Source organism: Comamonas sp. w2-DMI, from assembly GCF_040187735.1.
Taxonomy (GTDB): domain Bacteria; phylum Pseudomonadota; class Gammaproteobacteria; order Burkholderiales; family Burkholderiaceae_C; genus Comamonas; species Comamonas terrae.
The window spans coordinates 76,154-97,553 of sequence record NZ_JBANEL010000012.1 but is presented as its reverse complement, the minus strand read 5'-3'; the positions used below and the strand labels follow the sequence as shown (position 1 = coordinate 97,553).

The window sequence follows — 21,400 nt, the reverse complement described above, 5'->3', positions numbered from 1 at the left end:
TCACCATGAAAATAGGTAACCAGACGGATTTGCTGCAGGCTGCGCAGATCGCCAAGCAAGCCCCCAAGTCCGCGACCACCGTCGCCACCGAGGAATCGAGCAAAGCCCTGCCCGAGCGTGCCGCCGGCGTGCCCGTGTCGTTTTCCTCCTCGGCCCGCGCGCTGGACACCCAGACCCGCAGCAATGCAGACTTCGACGCCGACCGCGTGAAGGCCATGCGCGAAGCGATCGCCAATGGCACGTTCCGCGTCAATGCCGACGCCGTGGCCGACAAGCTGCTGGCCAATTCCGAGGAATTCCTCGTCCACGGCCGCGCCTGAGGCGCAGCCTCTTCTTGTTCACCAGGACAGACCAGACCATGACCCTGCAAGAAATGCTCGACTCGCTGGACGCGGTGGTTCAGACGGCTTCGGCATCGCTGCAAGGCTCGGACGCGGCGGTCCTGGAGCAGGCCAGCACCCGCCTGCGCGATGCCATGGTGGCCTTTTCCCAGCTGGCGCGCCGTTTTTCCGCCCAGGACTGGACGCCGGAGTTGCGCGAGCGCGCCCGGCGCGTGGGCGACGAGCTGACGCTGATGCGCGACCAGATGGCCCGCCTGTCGGTCCTGGCCCAGCGCCGCGCCCAGGCCCTGGTGCCCATGGCCGGCGATGACACCACCTACGAAAGCAGCCTGCGCGCCAGACCCCAGGCAGGCCCGGGCCGGGCGCGCATCTACCACGCGGCCAGCTGAGCCGCCCGCGGCCTGACCCATGAGAAAGCCCTGCATTGCAGGGCTTTGTTTTTGATAGCTGCCAGCGCTTGGCCTGCAAGGGATTGGGTCACTTTTTTACGCAATTCCTGCATACCACCCCCTCGTGTCCGGCGGCCGCCCCTACTTGCCGCCCGCAGCGCCCATGTCCGCCACCACGCGCGCGAACACGCGCCAGAACCCCGCTTCCTGCGTGGTGGCGAAATTGATCCGCATGCAGGTGCTGGGGCTGCGGCTGGCATGGAACATGGCGCCCGGCGCGATCAGGTAGCCCTCGTCGAGCAGGCGCTGGGCCAGCGCCTCGGTATCCACGCCCGTATCCACCCAGCCGAACAGTCCGGCCGGCTCGGCCACGAAGCGGCAGCCCGCCTGCTGGGCCAGCGCCACGCTGCGCGTGCGCGCCTGGGCCAAGCGGCGGCGCAGGCGCTCGGCATGGCGGCGCAGCTGGCCCTGCTCCATGCACAGCGCCAGCGCCTGTTCCATGGGTGTGGGCGAGGACAGCGTGGACAGCAGCTTGGTGTCCAGTAGCCGCTCCATCAGCCCTGGCGGCGCGGCCAGATAGCCGATGCGCCAGTTGGGCACCAGCACCTTGGCGAAGCCGCCCACGTAGATGCTGTGCTGCAGACGGTCGAGCACGGTCACGCGCGGCGCGTGCTCGGGAGCGATATGGCTGTAGGTATCGTCCTCGACCACATAGAAGCCGTGGCGCTGCGCCAGCTGCAGCACCTCGTGCGCGCTGGCCGCCGAGAGGCTGTAGCCCGTCGGGTTGTGCAGCACGCTCACGCTCACATAGAGCTTGGGCGCCAGGGTCTCGCAATAGCGCTGCATCACGGCCAGGTCCGGCCCTTCGGGACCGCGCGGCACGGGCAGCACGCGCATGCCCATGGCGGCCAGGCGCGCGTATTCCACGGCCCAGCCCGGCTCCTCCACCATGACCGGATCGCCGGGCTGCAGCAGGGCGCGGCTCACGATGTCCAGCGCCTGGGTGGCGCCCATGGTGGTCATGATCTGGGCCGGCGATGCGGCAATGCCCAGGTTCAGCAGGCGGCGCGCCAGCGCCTCGCGCAGGCTGCTGTCGCCCATGGGCTCGCCATAGCGCACCAGGGAGCCGCGCAGGGCCTGGCCGCTGCTGACCTTGCGCATGGCCGCCGCCAGAAAGCCGGCGTCCAGCCATTCGGCCGGCAACACGCCGGCGCCCGGCTGGGGCTTGCCGTCCACACGCTCCACGAACATGCCGCGTATCAGCATGGAGGCGTTGATGCGCGTGCCCGGCGGTACGCCCATGGGCATGGCCGTCTTCCTGTCGGCGGCAGCTGGCGCCGCCCCTGCCGGGCCCGCCAGGGGCTTTTGCGCAAGATCCCGCACGAAAAAGCCGCGCTGCGGGCGCGCTTCCACCAGCCCTTGCGCCTGCAACAGGTCGTAGGCGGCCACCACCGTATACGGGCTCACGCCCTGCTGGCGTGCGCTTTCGCGCACCGAGGGCAGGCGCGTGCCGGCCGGCAGCAGGTGCATGCGTATGCGCTCGGCCAGGCGCTCGGCCAGCTGCTGAGTCAGGGTCTGCGAGGACTGGCGGGACAGGGAGACGGGCATGGCGACAGACAGACAGACAGATGTGGAAAAGAGCCCCCATGCCTGCTCACTGCGTGGGCGGCTATTCCCCGGGGGAATCGCTTCTTGCCGAGGGAGCGGCAGGGCGGCAACCGGCAGGAAACTGTACCGAAACAAATACCAATACAGAAGGCATGATTGTGAACCTGTCTGTATTGGAACTGTAATGGTCAAAGTTTTACATTGATCCGGACAAGTTGGATGCCGATCGCGCCAACCGCCGCCCGCCATCCATCTATTGGCCTACAGCCCCACAAAGGCAAGCCGCAGGCGACACAATAAGCTCCTTGAGCCTGCGCAATGCGCAGGCATGCAACACATACCGGCCGGCCCTGCCACCTCTGGCGGCAGGATGGCCGCACCCAAGTAGACAACTGTTTATGACGACATGGACGCTGGCAGAACGTGCTGCCAAGATGAACTCCTCCGCAATCCGCGAGATCCTGAAGCTGACGGACCGCCCCGGCATCATCAGCATGGCCGGCGGCCTGCCCTCGCCCAAGGCCTTTCCGCTGGAAGCCTTCACCGCCGCCTGCCAGGCCGTGATGCAGCGCGACGGAGCCGCCGCCCTGCAGTACTCCACCACCGAAGGCCTGCCGGCGCTGCGCCAGGCGATTGCCGACTTCCTGCCCTGGAACGTGGACCCCGAGCAGATCCTGATCACCACCGGCAGCCAGCAGGCTCTGGACCTGATCGGCAAGGTGTTCCTGGACAAGGGCAGCCGCATGCTGGTGGAAAAGCCCACCTACCTGGGCGCGCTGCAGGCCTTCACGCCCATGGAACCCGTGGCCGTGGGCGTGGACAGCGATGACGAGGGCATGCTGATCGAGGACTTCGCCAAGCAGGTCGGCACGGGCGCCGGCAAGGCCCGCCTGGCCTATGTGCTGCCCAACTTCCAGAATCCCACGGGCCGCACCATGAGCGATGCGCGCCGCCAGGCCCTGGTCGAGAAGGCCCGCGAGCTGAACATTCCGCTGATCGAGGACAACCCCTACGGCGACCTCTGGTACGAAGAGCAGCCGCCGCTGCCCCTGGCCGCGCGCAACCCCGAGGGCGTGATCTACATGGGCTCGTTCTCCAAGGTGCTGGCCCCGGGCCTGCGCATCGGCTTCATCGTCGCGCCCAAGTCGGTCTACGGCAAGCTCACCCAGGCCAAGCAGGCCGCCGACCTGCACACCCCCAGCTTCAACCAGCGCGTGGTGGCCGAGGTCATCAAGGACGGCTTCCTTGACCGCCATGTGCCCACCATCCGCGCCATGTACAAGGTGCAGCGCGACGCCATGCTGGCCGCGCTGGAGCGCGAGATGAGCGGCCTGAATGTCAGCTGGACGCGCCCCGTGGGCGGCATGTTCCTGTGGGTGAGGCTGCCCCAGGGCATGGATGCGCAGACGCTGCTGGCCGCTGCCGTGGAGCGCGGCATGGCCTTCGTGCCCGGTGCCCCCTTCTTCGCGGGCGATGCCCAGGGCAACACGCTGCGCCTGTCCTACGTGACCGTGACGCCCGAGCAGATCGACAAGGGCATTGCGGCATTGGCTTCGGCCATTCGCAGCCAGCACGCCGCATAAGATCCGGGCAACGCCTATCCTGCAAGCCGGCTCTGCCGGCTTTTTCGTCTCCACCTTCCTATCGCTTGACGGCCATGACCTCTGCCACCTCCCCTGCCCTGCGCCAGCGCCCCTTCATGACCGTGGACGTTTTCACGGCCGTTCCCTACCGCGGCGCGCCGCTGGCCGTGGTGCTGGATGCCGAAGGCCTGAGCGATGCGCAGATGCAGGACTTCGCCAGCTGGACCCAGCTGTCGGAAACCACCTTCCTGCTGCCGCCCACGCCGGCCGGCCGCGCCCAGGGGGCCGACTATCGCGTGCGCATCTTCACGCCCATGGGCGAGCTGCCGTTTGCCGGCCATCCCACGCTGGGCAGCTGCCATGCCTGGCTCGCGCACGGCGGCACGCCGCAGTCGGAGGCGTTCATCGTGCAGGAATGCGCCAAGGGACTGATCGCCATCCGCCGTACCCACGCGAGCACCCGCAGCGGCCTGGCCTTTGCCGCCCCCTCCCTGCAGGCCCTGCCCCTGCCCGCCAGCCTGCCCCATATCTACACCGCCCTGGGCCTGGAGCCCGCGCAGGTGCTGGATGCCGCCCTGCTGGACAACGGCCCGCAATGGCTGTGCCTGCTGCTGGACAGCACGGACACCGTGCTGTCGCTGCAGCCCGACATGGCCCGCCTACATGCGCTGGGCTGCAAGATCGGCGTGGCTGCGCTGTACCAGGAGGACGACGCCACCCCGCTGATCGGCCGCGCCTGCCGCGAGGCCGAGGCCTTCTCCACCGGCCTGCGCGCCGGCCTGGACAGCAGCCTGCCCCGGCAGGCCCAGCTGGAAGTGCGCGCCTTCATCCCGCCCAGCGTGGAAGACCCGGTGACGGGCAGCCTCAATGCCTGCCTGGGCCAGTGGCTGACGGCCCAGGGCCGGCTGCAGACGCCCTACATGGCCAACCAGGGCGCCTGCCTGGGGCGCGACGGCTGGATTTCGGTGCAGCATGACGATGAAGGACAGCTGTGGGTGGGAGGGGATGTGGTGAGCTGTGTGCAGGGGAGTGTTCTGCTGTAGCCGGATTCACTGCTGGCGGCATGCCAATGTTTTGGACAGGGGCCGGGTCTCGCCCCGGCAGGCGAGGTACTTTCTTGTCGCACGACAAGCAAGTACCCAAAGAAACGTGCCCCATTGCCTGCGACCCTGCGCTTCGCTCCGGGCAAACCTGCGTCACCCGATTCAGTCTGCGGTGCGCCCCAACTCACTGCGCGCTACGCGCTTCGTTCAGACAAACGGGCGCAAGCCAGATGACGATGCAACGCTGTCCTTCGGCAGCGTTGCCCGCAGCCTGAACCGGGTGCCGCAGGCGCAGCCAAAGGGGAAATGCGAACGGCCTGCAAGAGCCGTGACGGCGAGGCGCGCAGCGGCGGCCAGGCCGAGCGCAGCGATGGCTCGCATGGATGTCCGCCCTTTTTGGCTGCGCCTGTGGCGCCCGGTACTTGCTGCGGGTGGCTGTGCCGCAGGACACAGCCACTTCGTGCTCTGGCTTGCGGCCGCTTGTCTGAGTGGCGCGCCACAGGCGCAAAACGAGTTGGGCCGCACCGCAGCAAGTGCCGGGCGACACAGGTTGCCCGCAGGCGCAACCGGAGGGTCGCAGACAGCAGGGCCGGTGCTTTGCCTACTTTCTCACAAGAAAGTAGATCGCCTGCCGGGGCGAGTCCCGGCCTCTGTCTTTAAAACCGGCAAAAAGGGCTGATTTGGATACATTGGCCCTGCTCAATGCACCGGCGTCATCACGCAAATCTGGTCCGCCATCGCCTCGGCCTCCGCCGCATGGTGCGTCACCAGCACCGCCGTCTGCCCCGCAGCGCGCAGGATGTCGCGCACCTCCACGGTGAGGCGTTCGCGCGTGGCGGCGTCGAGGTTGGAAAACGGCTCGTCCAGCAGCAGCAATGCCGGCGACGGTGCCAGCGCGCGGGCCAGGGCGATGCGCTGCTGCTGGCCGCCGGAGAGCTCGTGCGGAAACTTGGCGCCCGACTGGGCCAGGCCCACCACGGCCAGCAGCTCCTGAACGCGGGCCGACTGCGCGGCGCGGTCCAGGCGGCGCAGGCCGAAGGCCACGTTCTGCGCGGCCGTCAGGTGAGGGAACAGCCCGTACTCCTGGAACATCATGCCCACGCGGCGCCGCTCGGGCGGCAGGTGGGCGCCGGGCCCGGACAGCAGCGCCTGGCCCAGCCGTATGCTGCCCGAGACCACGGGCTCGAAGCCGGCGATGGCGCGCAGCACCGAGGTCTTGCCGCAGCCCGAAGGGCCGAGCAGGCTGGCGATATGGCCGGCCGGCACATCCAGGGCGAAATCACGCACCACGCTGTGCGGGCCCTGGGGCGTGGCATAGGCCAGGTGCAGCTGTTCGATATGCAGGGAGGCGTTCATGGAAAGTTCGGCAGTTTCAACAAATGGATAGCAGGCAGCGCACGTCAAATAAAGATTTCCAGGTTGATTCGCAAAGAAACCATTGCTCTTCAGGCGCTCAAAGCTATCAAGAACAAAGCATTCTCTACCGGCGCATGCGCAACTGCGAACGCGCCAGCAGCACCACGGGCACAAGGCCCGCGACAACGATGCACAGCGCGGCAATCGCGCCTTCCTCATAGGTGCCGCGCGCGCCTCGGCGTACAGCCAGGTGGCCAGGGTATCGAAGTCGGCGGGGCGCAGCAGCAAGGTGGCCGGCAGTTCCTTCATCGCATCCACGAAGACCAGCAGCGCACTGGTGGCGATGGCGGGGCGCAGCAGCGGCAGGTGCACGCGGCGCAGCGTGCCGGCGGTGTTTTCGCCCAGCAGGCGCGAGGCCTGCTCCAGCGTGGGCGGAATGCGCGCCAGGCCTGCCTCGATGCCGCCCACGGGCATGACCAGGAAGCGGATCACGCAGGCGGCCACCAGCACCATGCCCTGGCCCATGAGCGGCAGGCCGTCCATGCCGAACAGGCGGGCAAAGCCGGCATCGAGCGCCAGCGCGGGCGTCAGCAGCCCGATCGCCAGCACCGTGCCGGGCACGGCATAGCCCAGGGCCGCCACGCGCGCGGGCCAGCGCGCCGGCGAGCGCGTGCTGATGCCGGTGCGCGTGGCCCAGGCCACGACCAAGCCTGCGGCCACCGACAGCAGCGTCACGCCCAGCGCCAGGCCCAGCGTGTTGCCCAGGCTGGCCCACAGGCCGGCGGAAATGCCCGCGCCCTGGCGCAGGCGCTTGAAGGTCTCCCAGGTCAGATAGGCCGCGGGCGCGGCAAAGCCGATCAGCACCGGCAGCGCGGCCGCGGCCGTGGCGCCCCAGGCCAGCGGCCCGTGCAGGCGGCGCGGCTGAATGGCGCGCATGCGCTGGGCCGAGGCAAAGCGCTGGCGGCTGCGGCCCTGGCGCTCCAGCCAGACCAGCAGCACCACGGCCAGCAGCATGGAACAGGCGATCTGCGCGGCGCCGGCCAGGTCGGAACGCGTGATCCAGGTGGTGTAGACCGAGACCGTGAGCGTGTTCACGCCCAGGAATTCGGAGGCGCCGATGTCGTTGAGCGTCTCCAGCAGCGCCAGGCTCAGGCCCACGGCCAGCGCGGGCCGCGCCATGGGCAAAGCCACGCGGCAAAACGCCCCCCAGCGCGTCTCGCCCAGCGAGCGCGCGGCCTCCATCAGATGGGCGGGCTGGGTCATGAACATGGCGCGCGCCGTCATGTACACATAGGGATAGAGCACAAAGCCCAGCACGAAGATGGCGCCGCCCATGGAACGCAGGTCGGGCAGGCGCCACTGGCGCGGGCTGTCGTAGCCCAGCAGCCAGCGCAATGCACCCTGCACCGGTCCGATCGGATGCAGCAGGTCCAGATAGGCGAAGGCCACGATATAGGCGGGCATGGCCAGCGGTAGCAGCAGCGCCCAGTGCAGCAGTCCGCGCCCCGGAAACTCGCAGGCCGTGACCAGCCAGGCGCAGCCGGTGCCGACCACCAGCACCAGCAGCCCCACGCCGGCCAGCAGCAGGCCGGTGTTGAGCGCGGCATCGGGCAGCACATGGCGGGCCAGGTGCTGCCAGTGCGCAAAATCGGCGCCCAGCGCCAGCCAGCCCAGCGAGACCATGGGCGCCAGCACGCCCAGGGCGATCAGCCAGGTGGCGCCCTGCCATACAGGCCCAACGGGCCTGAGCCCTGAACGAAGAAAAGAAACCATCAACTGCGAAAGAAAAACCGCCGCATCCAAAAACCAAAAAGCTGCGCTCATACAGAACGCAGCACTCGACCAAGCACACCCCACATCAGGGACAGCGAGCAAGGGCCGCCCCGCAGCGAGGCGGTCGTCCCCCTCCCCTAGCGCAAAGCGCGTAGAGAGAGGGGGAAGGCGCACAGCGACTCAGGGGGAGTTACTTGTCAAACCCGACCTTGTCGACCAGCGCGCTGGCCTGCTTGCGGTACCTGGCGATCTCGGGCAGCGGCAGCGCATCGACCTTCAGCTCGCCGATGTGCCGGGCCACGACGGGGTCCAGCGCCACGCCCTTGCGCACCGGGTGCTCGTAGTTGGCCTGGGCATAGAGGTTCTGCGCGGGCTCGGAGACCAGGAACTCCAGCAGCTTGACCGCGCTGTCCTTGTGCGGCGCATGCCGGGCGACCGAGGCGCCGCTGATGTTCACATGCGTGCCGCCGTCCTTGCTGCCCGCAAACGTGGGCTTGATGACCTTGATGGCATCGCCCCACTTGCGCGCGTCCGTGCCTTCCCTGGCCGCCTTCATATGGCCCACGTAGTAGGTATTGGCCAGGCCGATGTCGCAGATGCCGCCCAGGATGTCGCGCGCCACATCGCGGTCGCCGCCCGTGGCCTTGCGCGCCAGATTGGCCTTGACGCCGCGCAGCCACTGCTCGGTGCGGCCCTCGCCGTCATGCGCGATCATGGCCGCGATCAGGGCCGTGTTGTAGGGATGCTGGCCCGCGCGGATGCAGACCTTGCCCTTCCACCGGGGATCGGCCAGGTCTTCGTAGCGGAAGCTGTTGAGCGGCAAGTCCTTTTCCGCATAGAGCACGCGGGCGCGCATGGACAGCGCGAACCACTGGCCGTCGGCACCGCGCAGCTGGGCGGGAATGGCTGCCTCCAGCGCTCGGGAGTGAACGGGCTGGGTCACGCCGCCATCCACCAGGTCCAGCTGGTTGCCGATGTCCGCGGTCATCAGCACGTCGGCCGGGGAACGCTCGCCCTCGGCCTTCACGCGCTCGAGCAGGCCGTCCTTGACGAACACGGTCTTCACGCCGATCTGGGTCTTGGCCGTGAACGCGGCCAGCAGCGGCTGGACCAGTGCGGGCTCGCGCGTGGTGTAGAGCGTGAGCTCCTCCTGCGCGGCATGGGCGAAGGCCAGGGGCGCGCACAGGCCGGCAACGGCGGCCAGTGCAGACAGGGGTCGTCGGAACATTCGGTTCTCCAGGAAAGCGCAAAGGTCAGCGCACAAGAAAGAACACGCCCCGCCTCGGACGGGCGCGGCAGCACGGGCTGCGGGGCAGCAGCCCGTGCCGTGGCCGGTCGTGAAAGCGGAGCGTGTTGTTATGTTTTTGAGAATGGCTCTCAGTTATCTTAACCTGTCGCCTGCCCCGGGCCCGGCATCCGGCCGGAAAACCCATGCGGGATAGCCCCTGTCGCCCGCGCGCCAGCCGGTCGCCCGCATGACAGCGCGGCCCGCGGGCCGCGCAACACAATCCGCGCCATGGGAACCCTCTATCTTGTGCGCCACGGCCAGGCCTCGTTTGGCGCCGATGACTACGATCAGCTCAGTGCGCGCGGCCGCGAGCAATCCGTGCGGCTGGGCGAGTACTGGCGCGAACGGGGCCTGACATTCGACACCGTCTTCACGGGCACCCTCAAGCGCCACCGGCAGACGCTGGAAGGCATCGTCCAGGGCCTGGGCGGCCTGGACACCCCCGTGCAGGCCGTGCCGGGGCTCAACGAATACGACAGCGATGCGCTGCTCAAGGCCATCCATCCCATGCCCCTGCCCAAGGCCGATACGCCCGAGCTGTTCCGCCACCATTTCCGCCTGCTGTGCGATGCGCTGGCCCAGTGGATGGGCGGCACCATCAGCCCCCAGGGCATGCCCGACTGGGACACCTTCTCGGGTGGTGTGCACCAGGTGCTGGAGCAGGTGCGCCACCAGTATTCGGGCGGCAATGTGCTCATCGTCAGCAGCGGCGGCCCCATTTCCACGGCCGTGGGCCAGGTGCTGGGCACTTCGCCCGAGGTGACGATCGCGCTGAACATGCGCCTGCGCAACAGCGCCGTGACCGAATTCAGCACCAGCCCCAAGCGGCTGATGCTGCAGACCTTCAACACGCTCAACCACCTGGATACCGCCGAGCACCGCAGCTGGGCCACGCATGCCTGAGCGCCGGGCCCTGTAAGCATGGCCTGGGCGCCCGCCCTGGCCGCCTGATTACCCACGCGCGGATTGTTGCCGCACGCGTTGCGCTACAACGGACGGCATGACCGCCGCCCTTGCCATCGATGCCGGACAGCCCTGCGTGGAGCTGGACCTGGGCGCGCTGCAGCTGCAGCTGCAGCTGCGCATACACCATGGGCGGGGCCGCAGCACCGAACAGCACGGCCTGCCCATAGGGCTGGAGACGCTGGCCCATGCCTTCGGCGACCGTATGCCCGACGCGCTGGCGCTGGAAAACGGGATTGCCGAGGTGGAGGACGCCATCATGTCCGCCGCCCAATGGCTGCCGGCCCAGGTGCAGACGCTGTGCACGGCCGATCCCCTGCTGCGCCAGCTGGTGCTGAGTGCCACGGGCGCTCCCGTGCATCCGGGCCCGCAACGGGCCGCGCGCGAAGCCATCGAGCATCTGTTTGCCGTGCTGGCGGGCCAGGCCGAACAGGGCCTGCATACCGGCCAGGCCCAGCCGCAGGACGTGCAGGCCGCCGCGGCGCTGCTGATCCTGCGCGAATGCCTGCACCACTGGGGCATGCTGCAGGTGCAGCTGCTGGACTAGCCTCGCGCTATCCGCTATCGGCATAGCAGCCAGAACGGGCGCGCACTGGGCCGGTGCGGCTTTTTGCGCCACACTGGCCGGATAAAGAGCCCTATGCAGAGACAAGCATGAAACGACGTTCCTTCACCCGCACCCTGGCGCATGCCGCCGCCGGCGCCGCCCTGTTCTCCACGCTGGCCCTGTCGGCCGCAGGGGCCCAGGCCCAGCAGGGGCTGTCCAGCCGCCCCATCCGCATCGTCGTGCCCTTTGGCGCCGGCGGCGTGGCCGATGTGACGGCGCGCGTGGTGGCCCAGCAGCTGGCCACCCAGCTGGGCCAGCCCGTGGTGATCGACAACAAGCCCAGCGCCGGCGGCATCGTGGCCGCCGATACCGTGGCCAAGTCCGCGCCCGACGGGCATACCCTCTTTCTGATGTCCAACGGCAGCGCCGTGACCGTGAGCCTGTTCAACCAGCTGCCCTTCGACATGGTCAAGGACTTCACGCCGATCTCCACGCTGGGCTATTTCGACATCGGCGTGATCACCGATGCCAAGTCGCCCTTCCGCAATCTCGGCGAACTGGTGAGCTACGCCAAGGCCCACCCCGGCAAGCTCAACCTGGGCAGCATCAACGTGGGCAGCACCCAGCACCTGGCGGCCGAGCTGTTCAAGACCACGGCCGGCATCGACGTGCAGATCGTGCCCTTCAACGGCACGCCCGCCGTGGTCACCGCGCTGCGCGGCAAGCAGATCGATGCGGCCGTGGAAATCCTCACGCCCATCATGGGCCAGATCCATTCCAAGGCCGTGAACCTGCTGGCCGTCACGGGCGAAAAGCGCTCGCCGCTGCTGCCCGGCGTGCCCACGGCCCAGGAGTCCGGCGTGAAGGGCTTCGTGGCCTCGTCCTGGAATGCGCTGGCCGCGCCGTCCAAGACGCCGCCGGCCGTGATCGAGCGCCTGAACAAGGAAATCCACGCCGCCGTGAACCACCCCGAAGTCGCCAAAAAGCTGCGCGAACTCAACGTCCAGGCCCAGGCCAGCACGCCCGAGCAGACGGCCAGGCTGCTGCAGTCCGAAATCAAGCGCTGGGGCGATGTGATCGTCCAGGCCCGAATCCCCAAGCAGTGACTATGCTTTTCGTAGCTGCTAGCGCCTGATATTTCTTGATTTCCAATAAAAACAGCCTGCAATTGCAGGCTGTTTGTGCGAAAGAAGCTCCCGAAAAAAGAGCGATACCGATACGGCGCTATGCCTTGTCCGCGGGCAGCGCCAGCGGCGTGGGCGTCTGCCCCCAGGCCTGCGGCGGCAGCGCATGGATCTCGCCCAGCAGCTTGGCCAGGCCCCGGGCCGAGGACGCGACCATGGCCGCGCCGCGCTCGGCCGTGGCGGCCGCCGCATTGCCGACGGCGCCGGCCGGGTTGTAGTCCTCGATGGCCCAGCCCATCTTGGCGCTTTTGCCGTTGCCGATCAGCTCGTAGTGGCGCGAGCGGTGTTCCGAGGTGGAGGCGAAGTTCTGCGCCCGCTCCATGTGCACGGCCTGCGGCGCCAGGTGCAGCATCATCGAGCTTTCGACCTCGCCGCCGTGGATGCCGAAGCGGTGCTCGTGCGCGCAGAACTGCGCGTTGGCCGCATCGTCCGCCAGCGAGAACCAGCTGCTGCTGTAGACCAGCATGCCGTGGCGCTGGCGCAGCTCGCGCGCCACCACGTCCATCACGCTGACCTGGCCGCCATGGCCATTGAGCAGCAGCAGCTTCCTCACCCCGGCGCGCGCCACGCAGGCGCCCAGCTCGGTCCACAGCGCGATCAGCGTGGCCGGCGTGAGCGTGAGCGTGCCCGCATAGGACTGGTGCTCCACGCTGAAGCCGATGTTCTGCGGCGGCAGGAAGAGCACGGGCAGCTCGGCGGGCAGCAGCGGCAGCGCCGCGTCGATCACGCCCTGCAGCAGGCGCGCGTCGACGGAGAGCGGCAGATGCGGACCGTGCTGCTCGACCGCTGCCACCGGCAGCACGGCCACGGTGTCGGCGGCCAGGCCGCTGGTCTGCGCCAGCGCGAAATCGTAGGCCGAGACCTCGGCCCACCAGCGGGCAGGCCATCGGGTCGAGGCGGTTGAGGCGGATGCGTTCATGCCGCCATCGTAGCGGGCTGCGGCGGCCTGCGACTGCAAACACATGCGCCCCGCTCCGGCAAGGCGTGGCCGCCCCCCTCCCGCACAATGCAGGCATGAGTTCCAGCACGAAAAGCACTGCCCCGCCCGGCACGCCCTCTTCCGGCGCTCCCACCCGGGATCTCACCCGGGGCCCCATCGCCCGCACGCTGCTGGTGTTCTCGCTGCCCATCCTGGCGGGCAATGTGCTGCAGTCGCTCAACGGCTCGGTCAACGCCGTCTGGGTCGGCGGCCACCTGGGCGAGGCCGCGCTGACGGCCACGGCCAATGCCAACAACGTGATGTTCGCGCTGATCGGCGCCATCTTCGGCATCAGCATGGCCACCAACATCCTGGTGGCCCAGGCCATGGGCGCCAGGCGGCTGGGGCAGGCCAAGCGCGTGCTGGGTTCCAGCGCCACCTTCTTCGGTGCCGTCTCGCTGCTGATCGCGAGCCTGGGCGTGCCGTTGTCGCGCACGCTCATGCAATGGATGAACACGCCCGAGGAGGCCCTGCACCTGGCCGAGGCCTATCTGCAGATCATCTTCCTGGCCATTCCGCTGCTGTTCATGTTCACCTTCGTCACCGCCGTGCTGCGCGGCGCGGGCGACACGCGCACGCCGTTCTGGTTCCTGCTCGTGGTGGTGGTGCTGGACATGTCGCTCAATCCGCTGTTCATCTTCGGCCTGGGGCCGGTGCCGGCGCTGGGCATCAAGGGCTCGGCCCTGGCCACGCTGATCGCCAATGCACTGAGTTTCGCCGCCCTGCTCACCTGGCTGCGCAAGCGCCGCCATCCGCTGTGGATAGGACGGCGCCAGCTGGGCCTGTTCAAGCCCGACCTGCGCATCGTGCGCACCCTGATCACCAAGGGCCTGCCCATGGGCGTGCAGCTGGTGATGATCTCCCTGGCCATGATCGCCATGATCTCCCTGGTCAACGCCTACGGCGTGGTCACCTCCTCGGCCTACAGTGCCGCGCTGCAGCTGTGGACCTATGTGCAGATGCCGGCCATGGCCATCGGCGCGGCCTGCTCCACCATGGCCGCGCAGAACGTGGGCGCCGGCCTGTGGCCGCGCGTGAACGCCACGGCCCGCGCAGGCATGCTGGCCAACATCGTGATGACGGGCGGGTTGATCGCGCTCATCGTGCTGCTGGACCGCATCGTGCTCGGCTGGTTCCTTCCCACGGGCAGCCCTTCGCTGGAGGTGGCGCGCCACCTCAACCACATCGCCATCGGCTCCTTTCTGTTCTTCGGCGTGACCTTCGTGCTGGCCGGCGTGGTGCGCTCCACGGGCGCAGTGATGCCCCCGCTCGTCATCCTGGCCATTGCCATGTGGGGCATCCGCGTGCCCGTGGCCAAGTGGCTGCAGGGCAGCCTGGGCGTGGACGCCATCTGGTGGAGCTTTCCGGTCAGCGCGTTCTGCTCCATGGCCATGATGCTGGCCTACTACCGCTGGGGCCACTGGCGCCAGGCGCGCATGCTGCCATCTGGCGCCCAGGCTCCGGCAGCTGCCGCGCCCGGCCGGGACAAGGAGCCGGTCCAGGAGGATGCGGACGCCATGGTCCCCGTGGACAGCGACGCGCTGCTGGACCAGTCCGGCCCTTGCGAGCGCATTGCCATACCGGCCGAAGTGGCGGGCCTGCCGCCCAGCCCCGTGGCCACCCAGGCCACGGATCTGGAGCGGACCGCCCGGATGAAGGAGGCGGCTTCGGGCAGGCCTAGCCCAGGGTGATGCCCGTTTCCTTGACGATGCGCTTCCAGCGCTCGTGGTCGGCGGCGATGAGCCGCCCGAACTCCTGGGGCGTGCTGCGCCGCGGCACATAGTTGTAGCCGGCCAGCTTGGCCAGCACGTCGGGCATCTGCATGATCCTGTCCATCTGCTGGGCCAGGTAGTTCACGATTTCCTGCGGAGTGCCCTTGGGCGCGAGCAGCCCCGACCAGGAGCTGAAATCCATGCCCGGGACGCCCAGCTCCCGCACGGTGGGCACCTGGGGGAAAGCCGGTGCGCGCTGAGGCAGCAGCACGGCCAGCGCCTTGACCTTGCCCGAGCGGATCATCTCGACCGAGGTGAAGGAGTCGAACGAGAAATCCACCTCGCCCGCGACCACGGCCTGCATCTGCGGGCCCGTGCCCTTGTACTGGGCATTGACGATGCCCGGAGCCGCAACCACCTTCTTGAACTGCTCGGTGATCAGCGAAATCATGCTGCTGCCCGAGGAGGCACTCAGCGGCTTGCCCTGCCGGGCCATGGCGATCAGCTCCTGCAGGCTGCCGGCCGGCAGGTCCGTGCGCGCAATCACCACAAAGCCCACGTCGCACAGGTGGCTGACGGGCTCGAAGCTGCCCAGCGCCTCGTAGCTGGTCTTGTAGAGCACGGGGCTCAGCGTCTGGGCGCCGGCCGTGTTCATCAGCAGCGTATAGCCGTCGGGCGCGGCGCGGGCCGCCAGTTCGGTGCCGATGACGCCGTTGGCGCCGCCCTTGTTGTCCACCACGAAGGACTGGCCCGTGAGCTCGCCGAGCTTTTGCATGGCCAGCCGCGCCACCACGTCCGTGGTGCCTCCGGCCGGGAAGGGCACGATGACGCGCACCGGCTTGTCCGGATAGCTGGGCGCTGCCACGGCATGCAAGGGCAGTTCGCAGGCGGCTGCAGCGGCAGCGGCCGCCAGGAAGCGGCGGCGGCAAGGGTTCACCATCATGCTTGTCTCCTGTGGTAGCCGGCCGGAGCTCCCTTGCGGGCATGCTGCAGGCCTATTCAGGCCTACCGGGGCTTATGAAGGCCCTCTTGGCGGGCTTGTTGCTTTGCCGGGCCATGATGGCGTTCGGCCATGCGCGTTGTCCAATACCATGCGCCTATCCAAGCATAGATTTTGCCAATCGTCGCCCGCCTGCCGCCGGGGAACCAAAATACCGCCACCGACTCCCACAGTCCGCCATGCCTTCTCAACCGCTCTTCCGTTTCTCCGGACTGCCGCCTCGCCACACGCATTTTCATTCGCGCTTCATGGAACGCTTTGCGCTCTGGCTCGCGCTGGCCTTTGCGCTGGCCGCCTGCGCGTTCTCCGGCAGCGCCCATGCGCAAATCGTGCTCAAGGGCATGGCGGCCCAGGGAGCCGTGGTGCAGACGCCGCGCGTGCGCGCCGAACTGGTGGCCCAGGCGCCCGACGGCATCGTGGCGGGCCAGACCTTCTGGCTGGGCCTGCGGCTGGAGCACCAGAGCGGCTGGCATACCTATTGGAAGAATGCGGGCGACTCCGGCCTGCCCACGGAATTCAGCTGGCAGCTGCCCGCCGGCCTTTCGGCCGGCTCCATCGCCTGGCCCGCACCCCATGCGCTGCGCGTGGGCCCGCTGGTCAACTACGGCTACGAGGACACGGTGCTGCTGCCGGTTCCGGTCCGGGTGGCAAACGACTTCAAGGCCCCGGCATCGGGCCAAGTCAATGTGCACCTGTCGGCCAACTGGCTGATCTGCCGCGTCGAATGCATTCCCGAGAGCGGTGAATTCCAGCTGCAGATTCCCGTGCAGGGCACGACGGCCAGCCACAGCCAGGATTTTGCCCAGGCGCAGGCCCTGCAGCCTGCCGCGCTGGCCGCAGCCGGCCAGGCCACGGTCATGCCCGGCGCGCAGCCCAGCGAAGCCAAGCTCGTGGACGACCGCATCCGCCTGCGGATACCGGGCCTGCCCGCTGCCGTGCGCGGCAAGCCGCTGGATTTCTACCCCGAGAACGCCGAGACCTTCCACCACGCCGCCGAGCCGGGCAAGGACTGGCAGCAGCGCTGGGAAGGCGATACCTGGATCGGTGAAAACCTGCCGCTGTCCGATCTGCGCGGCCAGACACCGGGACAGCTGGCCGTGGTGCTGGCCCTGCCGCAGCAGGAGCGCGCCGCCGCGCTGGCCCAGGGACGGCCCGTGGCATGGCGCAGCGAACTGGCCGTTCAGGGCCAGTGGACGCCGGCCACGCTGGCCAGCGTCTCCCCGGCCCTGGCTGCGGCGCTGGAAGCCAACCGGGCGGCGGCCGACTCCCCGGCGCCTGCGGGCAGCGGCGCCACCGGTTCTGCCAGCCTGTGGGCGGCCCTGCTGGGCGGACTGGTCGGCGGCCTGATCCTGAACCTCATGCCCTGCGTGTTCCCGGTGCTGGCCATCAAGGTGATCGGCTTTGCCCGCCACGGGAGCAACGGCCGCGCCCAGCGCCTGGGCGGGCTGGCCTATGCGGCCGGCGTCATCCTGTCCTTCCTGGCCCTGGGCGCGCTGCTGCTGGCACTGCGCGCTGCGGGCCAGCAACTGGGCTGGGGCTTTCAGCTGCAATCCCCGGCCGTCGTGGCGCTGCTGGCCGCGCTGTTCACGCTGCTGGGCTTGAATCTGGCAGGCCTGTTCGAGTTCGGCAATCTGCTGCCGGGGCGCCTGGCCTCGGTGCAGGCGCGCCATCCGGTCGCCGACTCCTTTCTTTCGGGCGTGCTGGCCGTGGCCATTGCCTCGCCCTGCACGGCGCCATTCATGGGTGCCTCCCTGGGCTTCGCGATCGACATGCCGGCCCTGCAGGCGCTGACGGTGTTTGCCGCCCTGGGCGTGGGCATGGCCCTGCCCTATCTGCTGGCCTGCTTCGTGCCTGCCGTGGTGCGCTGGCTGCCCCGGCCCGGTGCCTGGATGCAGACCTTCCGCCATGCCATGGCCTTTCCCATGTTCGCCACCGTGGTCTGGCTGGTGTGGGTGCTGGGCCAGCAAAGCGGCGTGGACGGCGCGGCGGCCCTGCTGGCCCTGCTGCTGGCCATGAGCGCGCTGATCTGGGCGCTGCACCTGCAGGGCCGCACGCGCTGGGTATTGTCCGCCGCCGTGCTGCTGCTGTCGGCCGGACTGCTGTGGCATGCGGTGCCGCTGATCGCCGCCGAAGCGCCCGCTGCCAGCGCCCGGACCGATGACAAATCACTCTGGCAGCCCTGGTCGGCCGAGCGCGTGCAGGCCGCCCGGTCCCAGGGCCGGCCGGTGTTCGTGGATTTCACCGCCGCATGGTGCGTGACCTGCCAGGTCAACAAGCGCACCACGCTCAGCCATCCCGACGTGATGGCCGCCTTCGAGAAGAACCAGGTGCAGTTGCTGCGCGCCGACTGGACGCGCCAGGACCCGGCCATCACCCAGGCGCTGCATGCGCTGGGCCGCAGCGGCGTGCCGGTGTACGTGCTCTACGCGCCAGGCAAGCAGCCCGTGGTGATGACCGAGCTGCTGACGCGCGGCGAAGTCATGGAGGCACTGGGCACGCTATAGGCTGCGGGCGCCGGCCGCTGTGCATTTTGATACCGTGCTGACGGCAGCTTGACGGTCGACAATCCGCCTACGACGGCCCAGGCTTGCGCCCTATGTCGCCCCCGGAGCAAAAGGACTAGACTGGGCTCGTCCGGGGGATCTGCATTCCAGACACCAGGCGCCGCAGCGGCCGCGCCTTCGGACACCGCCCTTTCCATGCATGCGGCCACTGCCAGTCCTGCACCGCACAGGAGGTGGGCCATGCATGTACTTCACTCCCTTTCTCATCCCTCCAGGCGCAGCAAGAACCTGTTGCGTGCACTGGCGCTGGCCAGCCTGGCGGTCGCCGGCTTTGCACTGCCCTTCGTCTGGGATGTGCTGGCCGCCATCAACGAGCTGCCCAAGATGGCCTGGCTGCAGTCGCTGCTGGCCCAGGTGCCGTTGCTGAGCTGGCTGATGATGTTCGTCTGGGGCGCCGCAATCCCCGTGGTGCTGATCATGTGCATGCAGGTCTCGCCCGCCCACCGACTGCGCAATGCCGCCATGGTGCTGGTGCTGATGCTGGTCTCCGTGACCTGGTATGTGCACATGCCGGCCTCCAGCCGCTGCATGGCCATCTACCCCCACACCACCTGGGCCTGCGACGTTCTGCAGTGGGGCTACAGCCTGAGCCTGGGCATTGCCACGGCCACCTATGTGTTCACCATGCTGGCCATGGGGTTCTCGGCCCTGGGACTGCTGGCCGAAAACCTCGGCGATCCGGTGCAAGCCTGAGCCTGAACGGCGGGGACTTTGCTTGAGCTGTAGGGGTCGCCTGCAGCAGGCCGCTCAGCCCCTGCGTCCGAACAGGCGGCGGTAGCGCGCCGGCAGGTCCTGCATGCGCATCATGATGGGCAGGTCGGCCGTATTGAAGTCGCTGTCCCATGCCGGTGCGCCCAGCACCTTGGCGCCAGCGCGCAGATAACCCTGGATGAGCGCCGGCGGCTCCACCGGTGCGGCGCTGGTGCCCACGTGGGCCAGCTGCTCGGGCAGTGCCACGCGGGGACGGACCTGCAGCGCGGGCTCGGCCAGATGGCTGCAGCGCAACTGCTGCCATACGCGCGCCGGGCCCTCTCCGTGGGCCAGGCCCGGGTATTGCATGGGAATGCTGGCGCATCCCACCATGGCTTCGAGCCGGTTGCGCTGCATGAATTCGGCCAGTGCGCCCCACAGCGCCAGGATCACGCCCCCCTGGCGGTGCCCGGCATGCACGCAGCTGCGGCCCAGCTCCACCATGTGCGGACGCCAGGCATGGAGGGGAGAAAGGTCGAATTCCTGATCGCTGTACAGGCCGCCCGCGCGCTGCGCCTGGGCGGGCGTGAGCAGCCGATAGGTGCCGATCGCGGCTTCGTGCTCGGTGTCGTAGACCACCAGGTGTTCGCAGAAGTCGTCGAAGGCGTCGATGTCGTGGCCGGCCAGCGGCGTCTGCAGCAGTGCTCCCATTTCCTCGGCAAAGACCTGGTAACGCAGCCGCTGGGCCTGGCGGACCTCGTCGAGATGGCGGGCCCAGCGCACCTCCAGCTTCGGCGCCGCTGCCTTGGCCGGAGCGTGGGAAACCAGAGGGTTGAGCGAGGAAAGCGGAACGAATGGCGACTGGGGCGAGGTGTTCGGCTGGGTGTCCAGCACATCAAGAACGTCGGGGTGCCTCATATCTGCTTTCCTCTGATGTTGGACGCAGTTGGCGGCCTGCCTGTGCCACACGGTATGCCTGCGTGCCGCCATTGTTGAAAACGCGCGTGAAGCCTGCACGACAGTTGCATGACGGTTGCATGACAGGCTTTCCGTCGTCTCACCGGGCGGCCGCCGGACTGCTGCAGATTTGTGGGAACTGCCCTGCTCGGGAATGCACGCAATGGCTGCGCCGGAGTGGGCGACAATCACGGCCATGAGTTTCGCCCCCCTGACCAATGACACCTTCCTGCGCGCCTGCCGGCGCCAGGCGACCGAGTACACGCCGCTGTGGCTGATGCGCCAGGCGGGCCGCTACCTGCCCGAATACAAGGCCACGCGCGCCAAGGCGGGCAGCTTCATGGGACTGGCGACGAACGTGGATTACGCCACCGAGGTCACGCTGCAGCCGCTGGAGCGCTTTCCGCTGGATGCGGCCATCCTGTTCTCCGACATCCTGACCGTGCCCGACGCCATGGGCCTGGGCCTGTCGTTCGCCGAGGGCGAAGGCCCGCGCTTTGCCAAGGTGGTGCGCGACGAAGCCGCCGTGGCACAGCTGGCCGTGCCCGACATGGACAAGCTGCGCTATGTGTTCGATGCCGTCACCAGCATCCGCCAGGCCCTGAACGGCCGCGTGCCGCTGATCGGCTTCTCGGGCAGCCCCTGGACCCTGGCCTGCTATATGGTCGAAGGCAAGGGCAGCGACGACTACCGCCTCGTCAAGAGCCTGATGTACAGCCGTCCGGACCTGATGCACCGCATCCTGGCCGTCAATGCCGACAGCGTGGCCGCCTATCTGAATGCCCAGATCGACGCAGGCGCCCAGGCCGTGATGGTGTTCGACAGCTGGGGCGGCGTGCTGGCCGATGGCGCCTTCCAGGAATTCAGCCTCGCCTACACCCGGCGCGTGCTGGCCCAGCTCAAGCGCACCGGCGTGGACGGCACCGACGTGCCGCGCATCGTCTTCACCAAGGGCGGCGGCATCTGGCTGCCCGACATGAAGGACATGGACTGCGAGGTGCTGGGCCTGGACTGGACGGCCAACCTGGGCCATGCGCGCGCCATCGTGGGCGACACCAAGGCACTGCAGGGCAATATCGACCCGAACGTGCTGTTCGCACCGCCCGAGCGCATCGCCGGGCAGGTCCGCGCCGTGCTCGACAGCTTCGGTACGCCACACACGGACTACACCACCTCCGGCCCGACCCATATCTTCAACCTGGGCCACGGCATCAGCCAGTTCACCCCGCCCGAGCATGTGGCGGCGCTGGTCGAGGCCGTGCATGGCTACTCGCGCCAGCAGCGCGCCGGCCGCTGAGAGCGCGATCCACAGGGACCAGCACGTTTCATATCTGCAACAAGGACCTTCGGGTCCTTTTTGCTTGCCGCACCGGTCCTAATGTCGGAAATCCTACTGTTTCAAATGGTTATAGGGCGACTATCG

General features: G+C 68.4%; 16 protein-coding genes and 2 pseudogenes. 11 read left to right on the top strand and 7 right to left on the bottom strand.

Annotated elements, in window-relative coordinates:
• Window positions 1-5 precede the first annotated feature (5 nt).
• Both flgM and V8Z74_RS14135 read left to right on the top strand, forming a co-directional pair.
• Window positions 6-320 (top strand): flagellar biosynthesis anti-sigma factor FlgM, encoded by a 315-nt coding sequence (flgM, locus tag V8Z74_RS14140; protein ID WP_066479985.1) that lies wholly within the window; start codon window positions 6-8, stop codon window positions 318-320.
• 38 nt (window positions 321-358) lie between these two features.
• Window positions 359-730 (top strand): hypothetical protein, encoded by a 372-nt coding sequence (locus V8Z74_RS14135; RefSeq protein ID WP_066480255.1) that lies wholly within the window; start codon window positions 359-361, stop codon window positions 728-730.
• A gap of 141 nt (window positions 731-871) precedes the next feature.
• Here V8Z74_RS14135 and V8Z74_RS14130 read toward each other — a convergent pair whose 3' ends face one another.
• Window positions 872-2,338, bottom strand: coding sequence for an aminotransferase-like domain-containing protein (locus tag V8Z74_RS14130; protein WP_349709693.1), 1,467 nt, complete (start codon window positions 2,336-2,338; stop codon window positions 872-874).
• Window positions 2,339-2,736: 398 nt separating this feature from the next.
• Here V8Z74_RS14130 and V8Z74_RS14125 point away from each other — a divergent pair, with 398 nt between their 5' ends.
• Window positions 2,737-3,921: an aminotransferase-like domain-containing protein gene (locus tag V8Z74_RS14125; RefSeq protein WP_066479995.1), complete on the top strand. Its 1,185-nt coding sequence runs from the start codon at window positions 2,737-2,739 to the stop codon at window positions 3,919-3,921.
• A 74-nt stretch (window positions 3,922-3,995) separates the two neighbouring features.
• On the top strand, window positions 3,996-4,964 hold the full coding sequence (locus V8Z74_RS14120) for a PhzF family phenazine biosynthesis protein (protein ID WP_349709692.1): 969 nt from the start codon (window positions 3,996-3,998) through the stop codon (window positions 4,962-4,964).
• Between the two features lie 699 nt (window positions 4,965-5,663).
• Here the strand turns inward: V8Z74_RS14120 and V8Z74_RS14115 are convergent.
• The 3 genes and pseudogenes from V8Z74_RS14115 to V8Z74_RS14105 form a co-directional block, all read right to left on the bottom strand.
• Window positions 5,664-6,236 (bottom strand): annotated as a pseudogene (locus tag V8Z74_RS14115) (ABC transporter ATP-binding protein); the annotation flags it as partial.
• 208 nt (window positions 6,237-6,444) lie between these two features.
• Window positions 6,445-8,093 (bottom strand): annotated as a pseudogene (locus V8Z74_RS14110) (ABC transporter permease).
• A gap of 190 nt (window positions 8,094-8,283) precedes the next feature.
• Complete coding sequence (locus tag V8Z74_RS14105) at window positions 8,284-9,321, bottom strand: extracellular solute-binding protein (RefSeq protein ID WP_349709691.1); 1,038 nt, start codon at window positions 9,319-9,321, stop codon at window positions 8,284-8,286.
• Window positions 9,322-9,609: 288 nt separating this feature from the next.
• Here V8Z74_RS14105 and V8Z74_RS14100 point away from each other — a divergent pair, with 288 nt between their 5' ends.
• From V8Z74_RS14100 to V8Z74_RS14090, 3 genes are all read left to right on the top strand, one after another.
• Complete coding sequence (locus V8Z74_RS14100; RefSeq protein WP_349709690.1) at window positions 9,610-10,284, top strand: histidine phosphatase family protein; 675 nt, start codon at window positions 9,610-9,612, stop codon at window positions 10,282-10,284.
• 97 nt (window positions 10,285-10,381) lie between these two features.
• Window positions 10,382-10,891, top strand: coding sequence for a hypothetical protein (locus V8Z74_RS14095; protein ID WP_349709689.1), 510 nt, complete (start codon window positions 10,382-10,384; stop codon window positions 10,889-10,891).
• A 107-nt stretch (window positions 10,892-10,998) separates the two neighbouring features.
• A complete protein-coding gene (locus tag V8Z74_RS14090; protein ID WP_349709688.1) occupies window positions 10,999-11,997 on the top strand; it encodes a Bug family tripartite tricarboxylate transporter substrate binding protein in 999 nt (332 codons plus the stop codon).
• Window positions 11,998-12,115: 118 nt separating this feature from the next.
• On the opposite strand, the gene V8Z74_RS14085 is transcribed toward V8Z74_RS14090, so the two are convergent.
• The gene (locus tag V8Z74_RS14085) at window positions 12,116-12,994 is read right to left on the bottom strand and encodes a creatininase family protein (RefSeq protein ID WP_349709743.1); all 879 of its coding nucleotides are present in this window, start codon (window positions 12,992-12,994) and stop codon (window positions 12,116-12,118) included.
• Window positions 12,995-13,089: 95 nt separating this feature from the next.
• On the opposite strand from V8Z74_RS14085, the gene V8Z74_RS14080 reads away from it, so the two are divergent.
• Window positions 13,090-14,745, top strand: coding sequence for an MATE family efflux transporter (locus V8Z74_RS14080; RefSeq protein ID WP_349709687.1), 1,656 nt, complete (start codon window positions 13,090-13,092; stop codon window positions 14,743-14,745).
• Here the strand turns inward: V8Z74_RS14080 and V8Z74_RS14075 are convergent.
• Window positions 14,732-15,706 carry a Bug family tripartite tricarboxylate transporter substrate binding protein gene (locus V8Z74_RS14075; RefSeq protein ID WP_349709740.1) on the bottom strand — a complete coding sequence of 325 codons (975 nt, stop codon included), beginning with the start codon at window positions 15,704-15,706 and terminating at the stop codon, window positions 14,732-14,734. The genes V8Z74_RS14080 and V8Z74_RS14075 overlap by 14 nt on opposite strands.
• A gap of 308 nt (window positions 15,707-16,014) precedes the next feature.
• Between V8Z74_RS14075 and V8Z74_RS14070 the strand changes: the two genes are divergently transcribed.
• Window positions 16,015-18,270, top strand: coding sequence for a protein-disulfide reductase DsbD family protein (locus tag V8Z74_RS14070; protein WP_349709686.1), 2,256 nt, complete (start codon window positions 16,015-16,017; stop codon window positions 18,268-18,270).
• A gap of 240 nt (window positions 18,271-18,510) precedes the next feature.
• Window positions 18,511-19,023 (top strand): hypothetical protein, encoded by a 513-nt coding sequence (locus tag V8Z74_RS14065; protein WP_349709685.1) that lies wholly within the window; start codon window positions 18,511-18,513, stop codon window positions 19,021-19,023.
• Window positions 19,024-19,077: 54 nt separating this feature from the next.
• Here V8Z74_RS14065 and V8Z74_RS14060 read toward each other — a convergent pair whose 3' ends face one another.
• On the bottom strand, window positions 19,078-19,938 hold the full coding sequence (locus V8Z74_RS14060) for a GNAT family N-acetyltransferase (protein WP_349709684.1): 861 nt from the start codon (window positions 19,936-19,938) through the stop codon (window positions 19,078-19,080).
• A 235-nt stretch (window positions 19,939-20,173) separates the two neighbouring features.
• On the opposite strand from V8Z74_RS14060, the gene hemE reads away from it, so the two are divergent.
• The gene (gene hemE / locus V8Z74_RS14055) at window positions 20,174-21,274 is read left to right on the top strand and encodes a uroporphyrinogen decarboxylase (RefSeq protein ID WP_349709683.1); all 1,101 of its coding nucleotides are present in this window, start codon (window positions 20,174-20,176) and stop codon (window positions 21,272-21,274) included.
• Window positions 21,275-21,400: the final 126 nt, after the last annotated feature.